This is a genomic window from Mycolicibacterium sp. HS_4_1, from assembly GCF_054515875.1.
On the sequence record NZ_CM137261.1, the window covers coordinates 1,082,074 to 1,099,588 of the forward strand.

The following is a 17,515-nucleotide window of genomic DNA, read 5'->3' on the forward strand; positions in this document are numbered from 1 at the left end:
CGAACCGCCACGGCCCAAACTTGTCGGTGCCCTCTGCTTTGATGGTGTCATGTCCACCGCCGCAACATCTTTGGATGCTCCGGCCTCTCCGTGCGAGCGTATCGACGCATTCTTCGATGAGATCGGGGAGTTGATCGGTCAGCGCAACGCGATCGACGGCCGGTTGGTGGAGATCGTGGCCGAGATCGACCGTGATGGGCTGTGGGGCGCGACGGGGGCTCGGTCGCTTCCTGCCTTGGTGGCGTGGAAAACCGGGGTGTCGCCCCGTAATGCGGAAGTCATGGTGGCCGTCGCGCACCGGTTCGAGGAATTCCCGCGCTGCGCTGAGGCGATGTGCGAGGGCCGGTTGTCGTTGGATCAGGTCGGCGTGGTCGCAGAGCACGCCGCCGAGGGTTCTGATGAGCATTACGCGCAGTTCGCGGAAAGCGCCACGGTCACCCAGTTGCGGAAGGCGGTCAGTCTGGAACCCCGCCCCGAGCCCGAGCCGGAATCGAAGCCTGAGTCGGAGCGGTCGATCAAGAAGACCACGCACGAGGACGGGTCGGCGACGTACACGATCCGGTTGCCGAAGCTGGAAGCCGCCAAGTTCGACTCGGCGATGGCCTCGCATCAGGATGCGTTGGTCGCGGACTGGAAACGCGACCACGACACCGACGGCAGCGGAGAAGCCGTGTCAGAGCAGGCGCCGCCGTTCCCCAATCGGGTCGATGGGTTCATGAGCCTGGTCGAGGCCGGCTGGGACGCCGATGTCGCACTGCGCCCGCATGGGCAGTACACCACCGTGGTCGTGCACTTGGACGCAGAAAAGCACGCGGCGGCACTGCATCTGGGCCCGGCGCTGACCGACGACGAACGCGCGTACCTGCTGTGCGACGCGATGTGCGAGGTGTGGCTCGAGCGCCACGGGCAGCCGATCGGCGCCGGCCGGTCGACCCGCACCATCAGCCGCCGCCTGCGCCGCGCCCTCGAACACCGCGACCGCTGCTGCGTAGTTCCCGGCTGCGGCGCCACCCGTGGCCTACACGCGCACCACATCATCCATTGGGAGAACGGCGGGGTCACGGAACTGCACAACCTGGTCCTGGTGTGCCCCTACCACCACCGACTGCACCACCAGCGCGTCATCACCATCACCGGACCCGCCGATCGCCTCGTTGTCACCGACGCCGCGGGCCGAGAACTGCATGGTGGATCCCTGGCGCGGCCACCGACCACACCTCGTCCTGATGTGCCCCCGTGCCCCGGACCAACCGGGGAACGCGCCCAATGGTGGTGGTACCAACCCTTCCAACCACCACCAACACCTTCGCCCAACGAGATATCGGCTCGCGGCCCGGCTCAACGACCGCCGGGCTGCGGTTAGGGTCAGGGGCATGAGCAGCGCCGCGGAGAATCCTGCACAGGTCAGAGGGGAACGCCGCCGGATGCGGACAAGGGCCGCGTTGCTCGATGCGGCCGAGCAACTGCTTGCCGATCGTTCGACGGACGCGATCCGCATGGAAGACGTGGCCGAGGTCGCCGGCATCTCACCGGCTTCGGTCTACGTGCACTTCGGCAGCAAGGATGCCTTGGTATCCGCGGTCATCCAGCGGCTGCTCGATGCCTCGATGGCCGAATTGATGGCGGCCTATGCCGCCGAGGGCACCGCGTTCGAACAGGTGCTTGAGGCTGGTGTCGCCTATATGCGGCTGTTGGTCGACCGGCCTGCGCTGACCCGTTATCTCTCGGTGAATGCCCTTGGCGGACCGAGCAATCCGCTCGATGGCGAAGTATCTGAGCGGATTGACTTGCTGCGCAACGCTTTCGAGCAGCGAATCCAGGCGGCGGTCGACAACGGAGAGGTCAAAGCCGTCGACAGCAGGATGCTGTCGTACTTCCTGTTCGGGGCATGGAACGGGGTCGCTGCGCTGGCGCTACGCACCGACAACGCGCGGTTGACGCCCGATGAGGTTGAAAAATGCCTGCTCCAGGCCCGAGAACTACTGGCGCGCGCCGTCGCCATTGCCTAATTTAGAGTCTGACTCTAAATTAGATGTATGACATCACTCGACGCTCGGTCGACGACCGGACTCTATGAGCGGGTCCCGAGTCCCGAGCTGGCCAACTCAACCCTGCTGCGGCTGCTGCCGAAGTTTCTCTCCGAGGACCTGCGGCCCACTGGAGCGCAGGTCGAGGGCTTCGCTAAATACGGCGTGACCGGAGATCCGCTGGCTGACGCGGTCGTGGCGGCCATGAAGGGGCCGGGCGGCAAAGAACTGCGAGGCCAGTTCGAACAGGCGCTGGCCCACGGCATCGACACCGTCGAGGACGCGCCGCCCGTGCTGCGGGAATTCTTCGCCGCGGTCGAGGAGGTGCCGTACTGGGTGGACCCGGAAAAGCTGCAGCGCGGGGCCGAGGTCATCAGCCGGATGGGTCCGCTGCTGGCCCCGAGCTTGCTCGTCGGACTGGCGCTGACGTACACCACGCCGGACGGCAACGCGGTGCTGCTGCGGGCCGGCGATACCCGGGACAAGGCCGGTACGCGTGCCGTCGAGACCCTGTCGTGGCTGTCGGCCGTGACGACCCCGGGCTCGCTGCGCCGCGGGGCGGTGGGCTTCCAGTCGTCGGTGCGGGTTCGACTGACCCATGCGTTCCTGCGGTCCGGCATGCCCAAGCGCGCCGACTGGGATGAGGGCCGCTTCGCGGTGCATCAGCAGGTGTTCAGCTCGGTCATCGTCGCGTTCACGCTGGTGCCCATGGTCGTTGCGGGTATGGCCGGTAATCGCCTGCGCCGCAAGGACCGCGAGGCCATCGTGCATCTGTGGCGGTACATCGCCTACATCGTCGGAGTGCACCCGAACCTGATCCCGGCCACCGAGTCGGACACCAGCAGGCTGCTGTGGATGTTCCTCGACGAGGTGATCGCCCCCGACGCCGGATCCACCGAACTCGGCATTGCGCTGATCGAGGCGTATCCCGAGATTTACGGCGTCACCGGCAACAAGCCCAGCCACCGGGCGGCGCGGTGGCTGCTGCCGCAACTGCACTCGGTGGTGGCGCGCGCCGCGTTGGGTGATGACGTTTCCGATGTGCTCGGATTCCCGAGGATCAACCCGGTGGTGCTGCCGTTGGTCGGGCTGACGATGGCGGCCACCACGGTGTGGTCATCGCTGGACTTCATTCCGCCGGTGCGCCGTGCGCGCACGGTGGTGATGTACCGCGGCCGGGTGAAGATCATCGACCGGATGTGCCGGCGCACCCGCGCCGATCTCAGCTACCGCCGCGAATAGGGCGATCAGTACGGCACGTCGGTATCGCCGGCGGACGTGTCCTTCTCGTCGTGACTCGAATCGTGGAAGCCGAAGCTGTCCGGATTGGGACCCTGCCCGGGAGCCTCGAATTCATCGCCGCCATAAGGCACATCGGGGTCTGGCTGGGCGCTGGCCAGCGGGGCCAGGCTGACCGCTCCGCCGATCGCGGCAGCGGCAATCCATGATGCAATGAGCGCGCTTTTCATTCGCATGACGACTCCTGGCAGCTTGCCGATTACTCGGAATTTACGCACGAATGCTAGTCGCCATTCGACTCCATTGACGGCGATTGAAATTTTTCGCCGGATTACCGGACCTGCAGGTCAGGCCAGCACTTCGATCTCGTCGCCCAAGTGGTATCCCGGCGTCAAAGACAACGCATCACCACTCCAGAACGAGCCCGGATCAAAGTAGTTTTCGCGCTTTTCGGTGACCAGCAGTCCCATCTCCTCATAGGTGATGGCCACCGTCTCCGCGCAGTACGCGGTCTCGAGCCCCGCAGTCCGTCGACGGTTCTTGTCGCGCTCTGCGGTTTCGCGAACCTTGCGGTGCACCACGGGAATTCCACGCGTGTAGTCGCTGACCACGGGTACCCGCCCGCGGAACCACCGACCCGTCAACCTCATCGTGGTGGGGAACGCGGTGCCGTCCATGCGCGCCACCACTTTCAGTGCCCGGTCTTCCTGCTCGCGGCTGGCGTACGGCGTCAGCTGTCGCAGCCAACACCGCTGCCCGTAGACGTACACCCACCGTTCGACAGCGGCGCGCAGGTCGTTGAGTTGCACGCCGCGGTGGTGGCTGCCGCTCCACAAGCATTCCAGTTTGTCGCCGAGTTCGGCGTGCCAGATCAGCGGCGGCAGGTCGTCGATGGCGACCGTCATCCCGACATGGTTCACGGGAGCATTGGTGAGCGCCTGGATGGCGCGGTCGGGCTTGGAAGCCCCACGGAACAACCAGATGTCGCCGGTCCGGGTCTCGGCCAGCGCCCGCTCCAGTGTCACCGCGTTACCAGTCATCTGGGCAGCTTAGACACTCCGCGTCGATTCGCTCGTCCATAATGACTCCATGCGCGGCGTGTGGAAGTGGGTCGGCCTGGCGGGTGTTGCGGGCGTGGTCGCCGGTGGTGTGTTGGTCGCGCGAGATCAGCGCAAGCGCGAGTCGTACACCGCGGACGATATTCGCGCCCGGTTGCATCAGCGGCTGGCCGACTCCGGCGGCCAGCCCACCGCATAGAGCCGGTGATCGCCGGCGAAGCCTTTGAGCTCCGCCGCCCGGCCGTCGTCAAAGACGATGTCCGCGCAAGAAGCCGTGCCCGACAGGGCATCTCGCACGGCCTTGCTCACCAGGATCTCGCCGCCGTCCGCCTGACTCGCGACCCGGGCCGCCATGGCGACGTTGCGGCCGAACAGGTCATCGCCACGGCGCACGGACTTTCCGGTGTGAATGCCGATGCGGACCCGAATGCCGCCCGGGGCCTTGGCCAATTGCTGTTGCATGTCGATGCTGCAGCGCACCGCCTGCTCGGGCTCGGCGAAGGCGATCATGAAACCGTCGCCCTGACTTTTCACGACGTACCCGGACTGTTTCCTGACGCACCGGCTGACCAACTTGTCGTGGTGATCGATCAGCCGCACCCAGGCCCGGTCGCCCATGCGCTCGTTGAGGGCCGTGGATCCCTCGATGTCCGAGAACACGATTGCCACCCGGCCGGTCGGCGCCAGCTTGGCCAGGTCCGGCCGTTCCACCTCGGCCCAGCCGGCCAGCTCCTCGATCGATGACCGCATCGCACCGCCGAAACCCTCTTTGTTGATCAGGTTGGCGGTCTGCCACATCGTTTTCACGGCTGCCTTGCCGCTGGCCAGCAGCACGTTGGTGCGGGGCTCGGACGGCGCGCGCAACGCCTCGATCTCCTGCCGCGCAGCCCGCAGCCGGGTGCGTGTCACCCGCAACGCAATGGCCTCGGCGACCACGACCACGGCGAGAACACAGATGGCGACCAGCTCTACCGTCACCGCTCAAGTATCAAGGCGACGACCCGTGATCGGGTCATTGACGGACGAACTGCACGACCGCGTCGGTGAACGCGTCGTTGTCGTCGCCGGCGGCGGTGTGTCCGGCGTCGGACAGCTCGACGAACTGCGCGCCCGGCACCTTCTGCAGGAAGTCCTGCACGCCTTCGGTGCTGACCACGTCAGAGAGCTTGCCGCGGATCAGCAGGATCGGGATTTCGAGGTTGATCGCCGCATGCTCGAGCATCTCGGCGCGCTCGAACGGGTCGTCGCCCGGAGCGGTGAGGAACGCTGGGTCCCAGTGCCAGAACCACTTGCCGTCGCGCAGCCGCAGGTTCTTCTTGAGCCCTTCGACGCTGCGCGGCCGTGCGCGGTGCGGCAGGTACGCCGCGACGGCGTCGGCGGCCTCTTCGAGCGAGGCGAAGCCGTCGATGCCGCTGAACATGAAGTCGCGGATGCGTGCGCTGCCGCTCTTCTCAAACCGCGGCACCACGTCGACCAACACCAGCTTGGTGACGAGTTCCGGGCCGGCCTCGTGCGAGACCGGCAGGCTGGTCAAGCCGCCCATGCTGGCGCCGATCAGGGCCACCGGCCGGCCGATCTGATAGATCACCTGCAGGGTGTCGCCGGTCAGCGTCTCGAGTGAGTAATTGGCGGTGGGGGAGCGGTCGCTGTCACCGTGGCCGCGGCTGTCCAGCGCGACGACGTGGAACCCGGCGTCGGCGAGAATTTGACCGGTGTTCTTCCAGGAGAACCGGTTCTGGCCGCCGCCGTGCAGCATGAGGATGGTGGGCTTGTCCTGAGCGATTTCCGCGTCGCGGTTCCACTCGTCGGCGACCAGGGTCAGCTCGCCGATACCGCGGAACCGCACCGTTTGTGGATTGCTGCCGCCATCGGTCGGGGAAGTGCGTTCGTCGGTGCTCACTGGAATCCTCTCGTCACTTCACCTGCACGTTACCGAGCTGTACTAACTGAACCGAACATGACCCTGGTCACGGCTGGTCTCTAGACTCGGCCGAGGTGTCGCCGCCCAAGCCGGGCGTGCGACGGGAGGAAGGCACATGGCTGACGAGCACGGGCGGCACAGGAGCCCCGACGAGGTGGACGACGCAGCGGCGAGCGTCGACGATGTGACGCCGGATGCCGACGACGACAAACCGGCCGCTTCCGACGATGAAGCCTTCGCCTTCCTGAAACAGGCTGCGCCCAAACGGGATAGCCGCGTGATCGCGGCCTTGATCGTGGGCGTTGTGGTGGTGGCTGCGCTGGGCGCGCTGGTGGCCTGGCTCGGCCAGCGCGAGCTGCAGATGCGTCGCGACGACGCTCTGCGGCAGATGTACCTGACTGCCGGGAAGCAGTCCGCGGTGAATCTCACGACCATCGACTACCGGCACGTCGACGACGACATCAAGCGGGCGCTGGTCACCTCGACCGGGGCCTATTTCGATGACTTCAAACAGCGCTCGGCGGCCGTTGTCGACTCGGTTAAACAGCAGCAGTCCGTGTCGGTCGGCACGGTCACCGAGGCGGGCGTGGATTCGGTGAACGAGACCAGCGGCGTGGTGCTGGTGGCGGTGAAGGTGCACACCGAGGTCGGCAGCGGAGCACCGCAACGGGACCGCTACTGGCGCGTGCGGCTGACGATGCAGAAGGTGGGCGAGGGCGCCAAGGTGTCGAACGTGGAGCCGATCCAATGAGCAAGCACGCGATGGACGAACCCGACGAGTCGGCTGAGACGGAGCTCGAGGCGACGGAGGCCGAGGCGCAGCTCGAGGAGGCGGAGCCCGACGCGACGGAGCCTGAGGCCGAACCGGTATCGGTCAATGATGCTGTGCCGCAGGCAAAACCGCAAAAACCCCGGGTCGAGTGGGCGCGGGTGACGGCGTACCGGGTGCTGCCGGCGCTGGCGCTGGTGCTCGCGGCCGCTGCGGGCGGCCTGTGGTACCTCACCGCCAATCACAGCAACGAGGCCGAGCAGGCCGCGGTGATCAAGGTGGCCAGCGACGGCACGGTCGCTCTGCTGTCGTACGAGCCCGACACCGTCCGCAGGCAGCTCACCGACGCCCGCAAGCTGCTCACCACGCCATTCCTGGACGAGTACACGACCCTGACCAAGTCGGTGATCCCCGGTGCCGAACAGCGGCACATCTCGGCGGCGACATCGGTGCCGGCCGCGGCCGCGGTGTCGGTCGAAAAGAACCATGCCGTCGTGCTGGTGTTCGTCAACCAGACCGTCCGGATCGGTGACCAGCCGCCGACCAGTACCCCGACCAGCGCGCGGGTGACCCTCGAACGACTGGGGGGTCAGTGGCTGATCGCCAAGTTCGAACCGGTGTGATGGCCGCCGTCGACGCCCAGAGCTTCTGGATGTCGGCGAAAATCCCGAACGACGCGTTTCTGCTGTATGGCTTTGCCGGTGCGCCGGCCCACCTGGACCAGGCGTTGGCGGCAGTACGTCGCAATGTGACTGCATGCCCGGAGTTGCTGGTCCGCATCGACGACTCGGACTCGTGGCGCTATCCGTGCTGGGTGCCGTACGACGTCACGGCCGGTTGGTCCGTCGTGCACGAACTCGACGACACGTCGTGGTCCCGATGCCTGGACGCGATCGGCTCGCTGGCTGATGACCAACTCGATGCCATGGTGCGGCCGTGGCGGCTGCACGTGTTCACCGGCATCGAGGGTATGCCGGGGGCCGCGCGGCCGGGCACCGTTGCCGTCGTGCAGATGGCGCACTCGCTGGCGGACGGCAGACGGTCGGCGGCGCTCGCAGCCCGGATGTTCGGCCGGGACCAGCCGGTACCCGAGGTGATCCCGCGCCGGTTGGGGGCGTGGGCCTTGCCATATCTGGCGCTGCGGGCCAGCGCCGCGCACCGTCAGCTGGTGCGAGACACGGAATCGGGTGTTGTTGCCGCACCGGCAGATTCGTGGCCCGTGCAACAGACCAACGAGTGGCCCGAGCCGCCGTATGCGCTGCGGACGGTGGTCCGTCGACGTGCGGAACTGCCCGGGCCGACGGTGACGGTCGGTGCGCTGGCCGCCATCTCGGAGGCGCTGTCGGCCGAGCTGGGTGGCGTCACCGCGCTCGGGGCCGAGGTGCCCATGGCGAAACCCGGGATACGCCACGCCAACAACCACTTCGGCAACGTCGGCGTGGCGTTGCACCCGCAACTGCCGTTCCATGAGCGGGCGGCCCGGATCGAAGCGGAACTCGCCGCGCGGCGCCGGCGTTTCGAGCATCCCGCGGCGGCGGCCGCCGATGCCGCCACCGCGGCGGTGCCGGCACGAATGTTGCGCTGGGGCACAGCGCAATTCGACGTGCACGCACGGTCGGCGACGGTCGCCGGCCACACGGTCGTGTCCAGCGTCAACCGGGGTTCGGCCGATCTGACGTTCGGTGGTTGCCCGGTGCTGATGACCGCCGGGTTTCCGGCGCTCTCCCCGATGATGGGGCTGACGCACGGCGTGCACGGCATCGGAGACTCCGTGACGATCAGCGTGCACGCCTCACCGTCGGCCTTACCGGATGTCGATTCGTATGTGGAACGGTTGTCGGCAGTTCTGGATACTGCGGGCTAGATTCATCGCGTGACTGCTTACGATTTCTCGATCCTGCTGCTGCGGGTGGTGCTGGGCCTGACCATGGCCGCGCACGGGTACAACAAGTTCTTCGGCGGCGGCCGCATCCCGGGTACCGCCGGCTGGTTCGACAGCATCGGCATGAAGCCGGGCATGCTGCACGCCCGGCTGGCCGCGAGCACCGAACTTCTGGCCGGCCTGGGCCTGGCGGTCGGCCTGCTGACCCCGATCCCCGCCGCGGGCTTCGTGGCGCTGATGGTGGTGGCCGCCTGGACCGTGCACCGCGACAACGGCTTTTTCATCGTGAAGTCGGGCTGGGAGTACAACCTGATACTCGGTGTCGCGGCGGTGGCCATCGCGGGCACCGGCGCGGGCCGCTACAGCCTGGACTGCCTGCTGTTCCGCGGCAGCAGCTTCTACCACCTGCTGCACGGCTGGTGCGGGCTGACCATCGCCGTGGTGCTGGGCCTGGCCGGCGGCATCGGCCAGCTGCTGATCTTCTTCCGCCCACCCGCCAAGGTCTGAGTGCCCCGCGTCGGTGCTGTGTCCAGGTGCTGATGTCTCGAATTTTTGCGCCCTGACCGCGGAATCAACTCTGGGGATCTGATTCCGTCAGACTAGAACACGTTCTAGTCTGACGGCTATGGGCTTTCTCAAACAGGACACCCCCGTCATCGACTTCGCGGAGTGGAGCAAGGGCACCCGGGCTCAGAAGATCGTCCCGATGGCCCGGCACTGGGCCGAGACCGGCTTCGGAACCCCAGTGGCGCTGCACCTGTTCTACGTCCTCAAGATCGGCCTGTACATCCTCGGTGGCTGGCTTGTCGCGTTGTCCACCAAGGGGATCGACGGTTTCACCAACGTCGCGGCATGGTGGACCGAGCCAATCGTCTTCGAGAAGGTCGTGCTCTACACCATGCTGTTCGAGGTCGTCGGCCTCGGCTGCGGCTTCGGGCCGCTCAACAACCGCTTCTTCCCGCCCATGGGTTCGATCCTGTACTGGCTGCGGCCGAAGACCATTCGTCTGCCACCGTGGCCCGGCCGCATCCCGCTGACGCGTGGCGATACCCGGACCCCCGTTGATGTGCTGCTCTACGGCGCGCTGCTGGTCCTGCTCGTCGTCGCCCTCTGCTCCGACGGCACCGGCCCGGCGCCTGGACTGCACACCGCCGTCGGCGTGCTCCCCATGTGGCAGATCTGGGCAATTCTGGGCGTGCTCGCCCTGGCCGGCCTGCGAGACAAGGTGATCTTCCTGGCCGCCCGCGGCGAGGTCTACGGCTCGTTCACCGTCGCCTTCCTGTTCGCCGGTTACGGCGTCGACCTGATCATCGCCGCGAAGCTGGTGTGCATGGTGATCTGGCTGGGCGCCGCGACCTCGAAGCTCAACCACCACTTCCCGTTCGTCATCTCCACGATGATGAGCAACAACCCGGTGCTGCGGCCCAAGTTCATCAAACGGGCGTTCTTCGAACACTTCCCGGACGACTTGCGCCCCGGCCGCCCGTCCCGGTTCATGGCGCACTTCAGCACCGTCATCGAGGGCGGGGTGCCGCTGGTGCTGTTCTTCAGCCACGGCGGCTGGCCGACGTATATCGCCGCGTTCGTCATGCTGTGCTTCCACTTCGGCATCCTGTCGGCGATCCCGATGGGCGTGCCGCTGGAATGGAACGTCTTCATGATGTTCTGCGTCGTGACGCTGTTCGTCGGGCACGCCGACATCGGCATCACAGACCTGACCTCACCGTGGCCCATCGTGCTGTTCGCGGTCGTCGCGGGCACGGTGGTGCTCGGAAACCTGTTCCCGCGCAAGGTGTCTTTCTTGCCGGGCATGCGGTACTACGCCGGCAACTGGGACACCTCGCTGTGGTGCCTCAAGCCGTCGGCCTCGGAGAAGATCGAGAAGAACATCGTCGCCATCGCCAGCATGCCCGCCGCGCAGCTCGAGAAGTTCTATGGCAGCAAGGAAGCCGCGCAGATCCCGATGTACATGGGCTATGCGTTCCGCGCCTTCAACACGCACGGCCGTGCGCTGTTCACGCTCGCGCACCGCGCCATGGCCGGGTACGACGAGGACGACTATGTCCTGACCGACGGCGAGCGCATCGTCTCGACCGCCATCGGCTGGAACTTCGGCGACGGCCACATGTCCAACGAGCAACTCGTGGCGGCGCTGCAGGAGCGCTGCCGGTTCGAGCCGGGCGAGGTGCGGATCGTCATGCTCGACGCGCAGCCCATCCATCGGCAGACGCAGCAGTACCGTCTGGTCGATGCCGCCACCGGCGAATTCGAGAGCGGCTACGTCAAGGTTCGCGACATGGTGACCCGCCAGCCGTGGGCCGACGACGTGCCGGTCTACGACGTCACTAGCGCATGACGTCGCGGACTTTGACGTCCTCCATGCCGGCGAACAGCAGGCTGTTCGCAATATCGAGGTGTTTGCGCCAATGCGCCTCGGCGGCGGCGCCATTGCCGGACCGCATGAGCGTCATGAGCCGCTTGTGTGAGCGCATCACGATGTCGTAATCGGCTTTGGACAGCGGCCGGTTCTCGCGCATCGCGAACGCGGTGTGCCGGACGGTGATCTCCTGCAGCATGCCGGTGATGACGGTCAGCGTCGCGTTGCCGGACAGCTCGACCATGCGCCGGTAGAAATCAGCTGTCGTCTCGGCCATCCGGCCGGACTCGTACCCGGACGGCACGTACTCGGCCAGCATGGTGTCGAGCTCGTCGAACGCTTCCTTGCTCCCGGACTCGGCCAGCAGCCGCACCGCGATCGGCGCGATGGCCGACCACGCGGTCATCACGTCGGCGATGGTCGCGCCGGACAGTTCCAGCAGCAGACCCGCGGGGCGGGCGACGATCTCCGGCCCGGGCACGCGGACGCGGGCGCCGGTGCGCGAGCCGCGCCGTACCTCCACCAGGCGTTCGGATTCCAGGACGCGAACGGCTTCGCGCAGCGTCGGGCGGCTGACCCCGAAGTGCGCCATCAGCTCGGCCTCGTTGGGCAGGAAGTCGCCTTCCTTGAGCTGGCCGTCGACGACCATGCGGCGCAAGGTGCCGGCCACCAGTTCGGCGGTTTTGGGGGAGCGGATGGGGCCGCTGGCCGCGGATGGCACAGTACGTGGGTCGATCATCGGCGACAACGGCGGAGTCTGCGCCATCTATGGCCCTCCTTGAACCGAATCGCTGGCCTCGTGTTAGGCAACTCAGTAAACCATGTGCGGCGACGCAGGCCGTGCATTCCTGAAGACGGCGTTTGCCTACCAACTAGTAGGTTGACCTAGTAAACCTACTGTTCTATGTTCACTGATAAAGCATGTTTACGGGTGTCAATTCAACGTTGAAGGAGAAGTCCGTGGCTGAAGCAGTCATCGTCGAGGCGGTCCGGTCGCCCATCGGAAAGCGCAACGGGGCCCTGTCGGGTGTGCACCCGGCCGAGCTGTCGGCGCAGGTCCTCAATGCGTTGGTGCAGCGTGCCGGCGTTGACCCCGCGCTCGTCGACGACGTCATCTGGGGCTGCGTCATGCAGGCCGGTGAGCAGGCCCTCGACATCGCCCGCACCGCGGTGCTGACCGCCGGCTGGCCCGAGACCGTCCCCGGTGTCACCGTCGACCGCCAGTGCGGCTCCAGCCAGCAGTCCGTGCACTTCGCCGCCGCCGGTGTGGTCGCCGGCCACTACGACGTCGTCGTCGCCGGTGGTGTCGAGTCGATGTCGCGCACCCCGATGGGATCGTCGCTCGCTAATGGCGGGCACCCGTACCCCGAGGCTTTCCGCGCCCGCTACAGCGAGACGCCGAATCAGGGCACCGGCGCCGAGATGATGGCCGAGAAGTGGGGCCTGTCCCGCACCCAGCTCGACGAGTTCTCCCTCCGCTCGCACGAAAAGGCCGCCGCCGCACAGGATGCCGGCGCGTTCAAGGACCAGATCGCGGCCATCAAGGACCAGGACGGCAATATCGTGACCGAGGACGGCGGCATCCGCCGCGGCGGCACCGTCGAGTCCATGGCCGCCATCAAGCCGGCCTTCAAGGAAGACGGTGTCATCCACGCCGGTAACTCCTCGCAAATCTCCGATGGCTCGGCCGCGCTGCTGATCATGTCCGCCGAGAAGGCAAAAGAGTTGGGGCTCAAGCCTCTTGCCCGCCTGCACACCGGCGTCCTCGCCGGTGCCGACCCGGTGTTGATGCTGAGCGCGCCCATTCCCGCCACGCAGAAGGCACTGGCCAAGTCCGGCCTGAGCGTGGGCGACATCGGTGTGTTCGAGGTCAACGAGGCCTTCGCCCCGGTTCCGATGGCCTGGCTCAAGGACATCGGCGCCGACGAGAACAAGCTGAACCCGCTCGGCGGCGCCATCGCCCTGGGTCACCCGCTCGGCGGCTCCGGCGCCCGCATCATGACCACCCTGCTGCATCACATGCGGGACAACGGAATTCAGTACGGCTTGCAGACCATGTGTGAGGGCGGCGGCCAGGCCAACGCGACCATCCTGGAGCTGTTGTGACCTCGGTTTCCGCCGAACCCGGCGCGCTGACCGAGCGGCGGGGCAACGTCCTGCTGATCACGATCAACCGGCCGGAAGCCCGCAACGCCGTCAACCAGGCCGTCAGCATCGGCGTCGGGGACGCGCTGCAGGCTGCGCAGGACGACCCCGAGATCCGGGCCGTGGTGATCACCGGCTCCGGCGACAAATCGTTCTGTGCCGGTGCGGATCTCAAGGCGCTCTCGCGCGGCGAGAACCTCTTCCACCCTGACCACACCGACTGGGGTTTCGCTGGTTACGTCAGTCACTTCATCGACAAGCCCACCATCGCGGCGGTCAACGGCACCGCGCTGGGTGGCGGCACCGAACTGGCGTTGGCCAGCGACCTGGTGGTCGCCGAGCAGAGCGCGAAATTCGGCCTGCCGGAAGTGAAGCGGGGCCTGATCGCCGGTGCGGGCGGCGTGTTCCGGATCGTCGAGCAACTGCCGCGCAAGGTGGCACTGGAGCTGATGTTCACCGGCGAGCCCATGACATCGGCCGACGCGTTGCGCTGGGGCCTGATCAATCAGGTGGTCCCCGACGGCACGGTCGTCGACGCGGCTCTGGCGCTGGCGGAACGGATCACCTCCAACGCGCCGCTGGCCGTGCAGGCCAGCAAGCGGGTGGCGTACGGCGCCGACGACGGCGTGGTGACCGACGAGAAGGACGGCTGGAAGCGCACCAACCGCGAGTTCGTCACCCTGCTGCAGTCCGAGGACGCCAAAGAAGGCCCGCTGGCGTTCGCGCAGAAACGTCAGCCTGTATGGAAAGCCAAGTGACGGAGAAGAAATCGTGAAGCGGACAGTATTCGAAGCGGAGCATGAGGCGCTCCGGGAATCCACCCGGCAGTACATCGAGCGTGAGCTCGTCCCCAACGCCGAGAAGTGGGAAGAACAGCGCATGGTCGACCGGTCGGCGTTCGTCGCCGCCGGCAAGTACGGCCTGATCGGGTTCAACATGCCCGAGGAGTTCGGCGGCGGCGGGTCCGACGACTTCCGCTTCAACGCCGTGATCGACGAGGAGCTGGCCCGCTACGGCGGCCCGGCGCCGTCGCTGAGCCTCCAGAACGACGTCGTCGCACCGTATTTCAAGCACCTCGCCAACGACGAGCAGAAGGCGCGGTGGATGCCGGGCATCGCCAGCGGTGAGCTGATCCTCGCCGTCGCGATGACCGAGCCCGGCGCCGGCAGTGACCTGGCGGGCATCCGCACGTCGGCCGTGCGCGACGGTGACGACTGGATCATCAACGGCTCCAAGACATTCATCTCGTCGGGCATCAACTGCGACCTGGTCGTGGTGGTGTGTCGCACCAATCCCGAAGCCGGGCACAAGGGCTTCACGCTGCTGGTCGTCGAGCGTGGCATGGCAGGCTTCGAGCGGGGCCGCAAGCTGGACAAGATGGGTCTGCACGCGCAGGACACCTCGGAGCTGCACTTCGAGAACGTCCGGGTGCCGCAGGCGAATCTGCTCGGCCAGGAAGGGCGCGGCTTCTACCACCTGATGCAGAACCTGCCGTCAGAGCGGCTCGGCATCGCGATCTCGGCGATCGCCGGCGCGCGGGAATCCTGGCGCCAGACACTGCAATACGCCAAGGACCGCAAGGCCTTCGGCCAGCCGATCGGCAGCTTCCAGCACAACCGGTTCCTGCTGGCCGAGATGGACACCGAACTCGACGTGTGCGAGCGCTACATCGACCGGTGCCTCGAGGGCGTGCTCGACGACGACCTATCGGCGGTTGAAGCGGCCAAGGCCAAGTGGTTCTGCACCGAGACCGCCAAGAAGGTCATCGACGGCTGCGTGCAGCTGCACGGCGGCTACGGCTACATGATGGAGTACCGCGTGGCGCGGGACTACTGCGACGCCCGCATCCAGACGATCTTCGGTGGCACCACCGAGATCATGAAGGACATCATCGGCCGCGATCTGGGTCTCTAGTCGGCTCAGCAGGCGCGGGCTGTAGGGCCCGCCAAAGCCAATCGGCGCCCCCGCACAACGTGGTGCGGGGGCGCCGATTCTTTGAGCTGGTTGGCTACCGAGCGGCCGACGTGGTGGTCGGGGCCGCAGAAGACGTAGCCGACGACTCGGCGGCGCTCGGGGCCGCGGAGGTCGACGTGGTCGTGGTGGCCGACGTCGAGGACGTCGACGACGTCGAGGTCTCGCTGCCCGCGGCGGTGACCGGGCTCGGGGCATCCGCCAGGTCCAGCACGGAGTCGATCACGTAGATGCGGGCGTTGCTCGCCTCGATCGCGCCACAGACCAGCTTGGCCTTGTCGTTGATCTTGATGTCGCCGCCGTCGCCGGTCACCTTGATCTGGGTACCCTGCTGCGTCGGACGCTGGCCCTTGACGGTGTCATTGCCCAGCACGCCGAGGAACACGTGGTAGTAGTCCAGGCTGGTCAGCGCCGCCGGGTCGGCCTTCAAGGACTCGAGCTTGGCCGGGTCCAGCGCCGCGAAGGCGTCGTTGGTGGGCGCGAAGACCACGTACGGGCCGTTGTCCAGCACGCTGGTGATGTTCACGGCGGGGTTGAGGCCACCGGACACCGCCGAGTTGAACGTGCTGATCGACGGAATGCTGGCCAGCACGGCGCTCACCGGCTTGTTGACCAACGTCTTCAGGTCGGGCATGCCCGCCTTGACCTTGTCGCAGCCGGGGCCCTGCGGGTCCACCGTCTTGTTGGTCGGCGGCGGCAGCGGCGGCGGGTCTGCGTAGGCGGACACTGCCAGTGGCAGCGATGCGGTCAGGGCGGCGACGGCCGCGGTTACGCCCAGAAATCTGCTGGTGCGAGTCTTCATGGTTCGGCTCCTCAGCTGTTCATGACGCGCACCCTGCCCGACCGGGGAGACCCCATCCGGGGCGTGGCGCCCGTCGAATGGTAATGGCTGGCGCTGTGAAACAGCAAAATCAGCTACCGGCGGTCCGCTTTGGTCAGGCGGTTCTGACCTGCACTTTTCGCACGCTGAAGCACAATGCCGCGGCGACCGCGCACAGGGCTGCGGCCAGTTGAAAGGCCAGGTCATAGTTACCTTGCAGGTCGCGCAGCCAGCCGGCCGCCGCCGCTGCGACCGCCGCGCCGACCTGATGCGCGGCAAACACCCACCCGAACACCACAGGGGACTGATCGCCGATGTAGTCGCGGCACAGCGCGATCGTGGGCGGCACCGTGGCAACCCAGTCCAGGCCGTAGAAGACGATGAACACCCACGTGCCCGGGTCGGCGTGTGGGGAAAGCAGCGAAGGCAGCAGCAGGAGCGAAATCCCGCGTCCGACGTAACAGGATGGCCAGGAAGCTGACCGCAGCCACCGCCCACGCAGTACGGGGCGGCGCCGCTGTCATCGAGGTGAGCGTCACCGCATCACTGTGGCCGGTGGTGCTTGCGGGAGAACCGTGGCAGAACCGACACGAATCGCACAGATTGCGCCACACTCTGGGCCGGACGGGCGCGCGACCTACCATGTGGCGCATGTCAGGACCGTTCATTCTTCCCATCCAGGGCCACGCCCCACAGCTGCACGACGAGTCGTGGGTCGCGCCGACCGCATCGGTGCTCGGCCAGGTGACGCTCGCCGCGCGGGCGAGCGTCTGGTACAGCGCGACGCTGCGCGCCGAGTTCGAGCCCATCGAGATCGGCGAAGGCTCCAACATTCAGGACGGCTGCACCGTGCACGTCGACCCGGGCTTCCCGGTGAAGGTCGGCGCGGGCGTGAGCGTCGGGCACAACGCGGTCCTGCACGGCTGCACCGTCGAGGACGGTGCGTTGGTGGGCATGGGCGCCATCGTGCTCAACGGCGCGCGGATCGGCGCCGGCTCGTTGGTCGCGGCCGGAACCGTTGTGCCGCAAGGGTTTGTGGTGCCGCCGGGGACGATGATCGCCGGGGTGCCGGGCAAGGTGCGGCGTGAGCTGACCGACGACGAGATCAAGCACAACCAGATCAACGGCCAGGTTTACGAGCACCTGCTCACACTGCACCGCGGCTAGGGGTCGTCGACCCTGCGAAGGTACGAAACGTCGAGTGGGCGTGACCCTGAGCGCAGGGTAAACAGGAAGACGCGAGGCTGGAAGTACCTGGCTTCAATCACGAGGCATTGGTAGCCAGGCTGTTTGAAGCCAGGCACCG

19 protein-coding genes and 1 pseudogene are annotated in these 17,515 nt (G+C 66.8%); 13 read left to right on the forward strand and 7 right to left on the reverse strand.

Features of this window, described 5'->3' with window-relative positions; genetic code table 11:
* Positions 1 to 49 precede the first annotated feature (49 nt).
* The 3 genes from ACX12F_RS05175 to ACX12F_RS05185 are packed head-to-tail and all read left to right on the forward strand — an operon-like array spanning position 50 to position 3,269.
* Complete coding sequence (locus ACX12F_RS05175; protein ID WP_459368574.1) at positions 50 to 1,363, forward strand: HNH endonuclease signature motif containing protein; 1,314 nt, start codon at positions 50 to 52, stop codon at positions 1,361 to 1,363.
* A 10-nt stretch (positions 1,364 to 1,373) separates the two neighbouring features.
* Positions 1,374 to 2,009 (forward strand): TetR/AcrR family transcriptional regulator, encoded by a 636-nt coding sequence (locus ACX12F_RS05180; RefSeq protein ID WP_459368575.1) that lies wholly within the window; start codon positions 1,374 to 1,376, stop codon positions 2,007 to 2,009.
* A 27-nt stretch (positions 2,010 to 2,036) separates the two neighbouring features.
* Complete coding sequence (locus ACX12F_RS05185; protein WP_459368576.1) at positions 2,037 to 3,269, forward strand: oxygenase MpaB family protein; 1,233 nt, start codon at positions 2,037 to 2,039, stop codon at positions 3,267 to 3,269.
* Between the two features lie 5 nt (positions 3,270 to 3,274).
* On the opposite strand, the gene ACX12F_RS05190 is transcribed toward ACX12F_RS05185, so the two are convergent.
* Together ACX12F_RS05190 and ACX12F_RS05195 are read right to left on the reverse strand one after the other, a co-directional pair.
* Complete coding sequence (locus ACX12F_RS05190) at positions 3,275 to 3,502, reverse strand: hypothetical protein (RefSeq protein WP_459368577.1); 228 nt, start codon at positions 3,500 to 3,502, stop codon at positions 3,275 to 3,277.
* 111 nt (positions 3,503 to 3,613) lie between these two features.
* A complete protein-coding gene (locus ACX12F_RS05195) occupies positions 3,614 to 4,306 on the reverse strand; it encodes a guanylate cyclase (protein WP_459368578.1) in 693 nt (230 codons plus the stop codon).
* Between the two features lie 49 nt (positions 4,307 to 4,355).
* Here ACX12F_RS05195 and ACX12F_RS05200 point away from each other — a divergent pair, with 49 nt between their 5' ends.
* Complete coding sequence (locus ACX12F_RS05200) at positions 4,356 to 4,523, forward strand: hypothetical protein (RefSeq protein ID WP_459368579.1); 168 nt, start codon at positions 4,356 to 4,358, stop codon at positions 4,521 to 4,523.
* Here ACX12F_RS05200 and ACX12F_RS05205 read toward each other — a convergent pair.
* Both ACX12F_RS05205 and ACX12F_RS05210 read right to left on the reverse strand, forming a co-directional pair.
* A complete protein-coding gene (locus ACX12F_RS05205) occupies positions 4,484 to 5,302 on the reverse strand; it encodes an adenylate/guanylate cyclase domain-containing protein (protein ID WP_459368580.1) in 819 nt (272 codons plus the stop codon). The genes ACX12F_RS05200 and ACX12F_RS05205 overlap by 40 nt on opposite strands.
* A 34-nt stretch (positions 5,303 to 5,336) precedes the next feature.
* The gene (locus ACX12F_RS05210; RefSeq protein WP_459368581.1) at positions 5,337 to 6,224 is read right to left on the reverse strand and encodes an alpha/beta fold hydrolase; all 888 of its coding nucleotides are present in this window, start codon (positions 6,222 to 6,224) and stop codon (positions 5,337 to 5,339) included.
* A gap of 136 nt (positions 6,225 to 6,360) precedes the next feature.
* Here ACX12F_RS05210 and ACX12F_RS05215 point away from each other — a divergent pair, with 136 nt between their 5' ends.
* The 5 genes from ACX12F_RS05215 (at position 6,361) to ACX12F_RS05235 (ending at position 11,252) form a co-directional block, all read left to right on the forward strand.
* Complete coding sequence (locus ACX12F_RS05215) at positions 6,361 to 6,996, forward strand: Rv1363c family protein (protein ID WP_459368582.1); 636 nt, start codon at positions 6,361 to 6,363, stop codon at positions 6,994 to 6,996.
* Complete coding sequence (locus ACX12F_RS05220) at positions 6,993 to 7,637, forward strand: hypothetical protein (protein ID WP_459368583.1); 645 nt, start codon at positions 6,993 to 6,995, stop codon at positions 7,635 to 7,637. The genes ACX12F_RS05215 and ACX12F_RS05220 overlap by 4 nt, the downstream gene beginning before the upstream one ends.
* Complete coding sequence (locus ACX12F_RS05225) at positions 7,637 to 8,878, forward strand: WS/DGAT domain-containing protein (RefSeq protein ID WP_459370242.1); 1,242 nt, start codon at positions 7,637 to 7,639, stop codon at positions 8,876 to 8,878. Before ACX12F_RS05220 ends, ACX12F_RS05225 begins: the two co-directional genes overlap by 1 nt.
* A gap of 9 nt (positions 8,879 to 8,887) precedes the next feature.
* Positions 8,888 to 9,403 carry a DoxX family protein gene (locus ACX12F_RS05230; RefSeq protein ID WP_459368584.1) on the forward strand — a complete coding sequence of 172 codons (516 nt, stop codon included), beginning with the start codon at positions 8,888 to 8,890 and terminating at the stop codon, positions 9,401 to 9,403.
* Positions 9,404 to 9,521: 118 nt separating this feature from the next.
* Positions 9,522 to 11,252, forward strand: coding sequence for a DUF3556 domain-containing protein (locus tag ACX12F_RS05235; protein ID WP_459368585.1), 1,731 nt, complete (start codon positions 9,522 to 9,524; stop codon positions 11,250 to 11,252).
* Here ACX12F_RS05235 and ACX12F_RS05240 read toward each other — a convergent pair.
* Positions 11,242 to 12,039, reverse strand: coding sequence for a FadR/GntR family transcriptional regulator (locus ACX12F_RS05240; protein ID WP_459368586.1), 798 nt, complete (start codon positions 12,037 to 12,039; stop codon positions 11,242 to 11,244). The genes ACX12F_RS05235 and ACX12F_RS05240 overlap by 11 nt on opposite strands.
* A gap of 194 nt (positions 12,040 to 12,233) precedes the next feature.
* Between ACX12F_RS05240 and ACX12F_RS05245 the strand changes: the two genes are divergently transcribed.
* From ACX12F_RS05245 to ACX12F_RS05255, 3 genes are read left to right on the forward strand one after another with little or no spacing between them, the layout of a single operon-like run.
* On the forward strand, positions 12,234 to 13,379 hold the full coding sequence (locus ACX12F_RS05245; protein WP_459368587.1) for a thiolase family protein: 1,146 nt from the start codon (positions 12,234 to 12,236) through the stop codon (positions 13,377 to 13,379).
* The gene (locus ACX12F_RS05250; RefSeq protein ID WP_459368588.1) at positions 13,376 to 14,176 is read left to right on the forward strand and encodes a crotonase/enoyl-CoA hydratase family protein; all 801 of its coding nucleotides are present in this window, start codon (positions 13,376 to 13,378) and stop codon (positions 14,174 to 14,176) included. Before ACX12F_RS05245 ends, ACX12F_RS05250 begins: the two co-directional genes overlap by 4 nt.
* Positions 14,177 to 14,189: 13 nt before the next feature.
* Positions 14,190 to 15,332, forward strand: a complete 1,143-nt coding sequence (locus ACX12F_RS05255; protein WP_459368589.1) for an acyl-CoA dehydrogenase family protein — start codon at positions 14,190 to 14,192, stop codon at positions 15,330 to 15,332.
* Positions 15,333 to 15,426: 94 nt separating this feature from the next.
* On the opposite strand, the gene ACX12F_RS05260 is transcribed toward ACX12F_RS05255, so the two are convergent.
* Together ACX12F_RS05260 and ACX12F_RS05265 are read right to left on the reverse strand one after the other, a co-directional pair.
* On the reverse strand, positions 15,427 to 16,191 hold the full coding sequence (locus ACX12F_RS05260; protein WP_459368590.1) for a fasciclin domain-containing protein: 765 nt from the start codon (positions 16,189 to 16,191) through the stop codon (positions 15,427 to 15,429).
* A 133-nt stretch (positions 16,192 to 16,324) separates the two neighbouring features.
* Positions 16,325 to 16,669, reverse strand: a pseudogene (locus ACX12F_RS05265) (MFS transporter); the annotation flags it as partial.
* A gap of 191 nt (positions 16,670 to 16,860) precedes the next feature.
* Here ACX12F_RS05265 and ACX12F_RS05270 point away from each other — a divergent pair.
* Positions 16,861 to 17,376, forward strand: coding sequence for a gamma carbonic anhydrase family protein (locus ACX12F_RS05270; RefSeq protein WP_459368591.1), 516 nt, complete (start codon positions 16,861 to 16,863; stop codon positions 17,374 to 17,376).
* Positions 17,377 to 17,515: the final 139 nt, after the last annotated feature.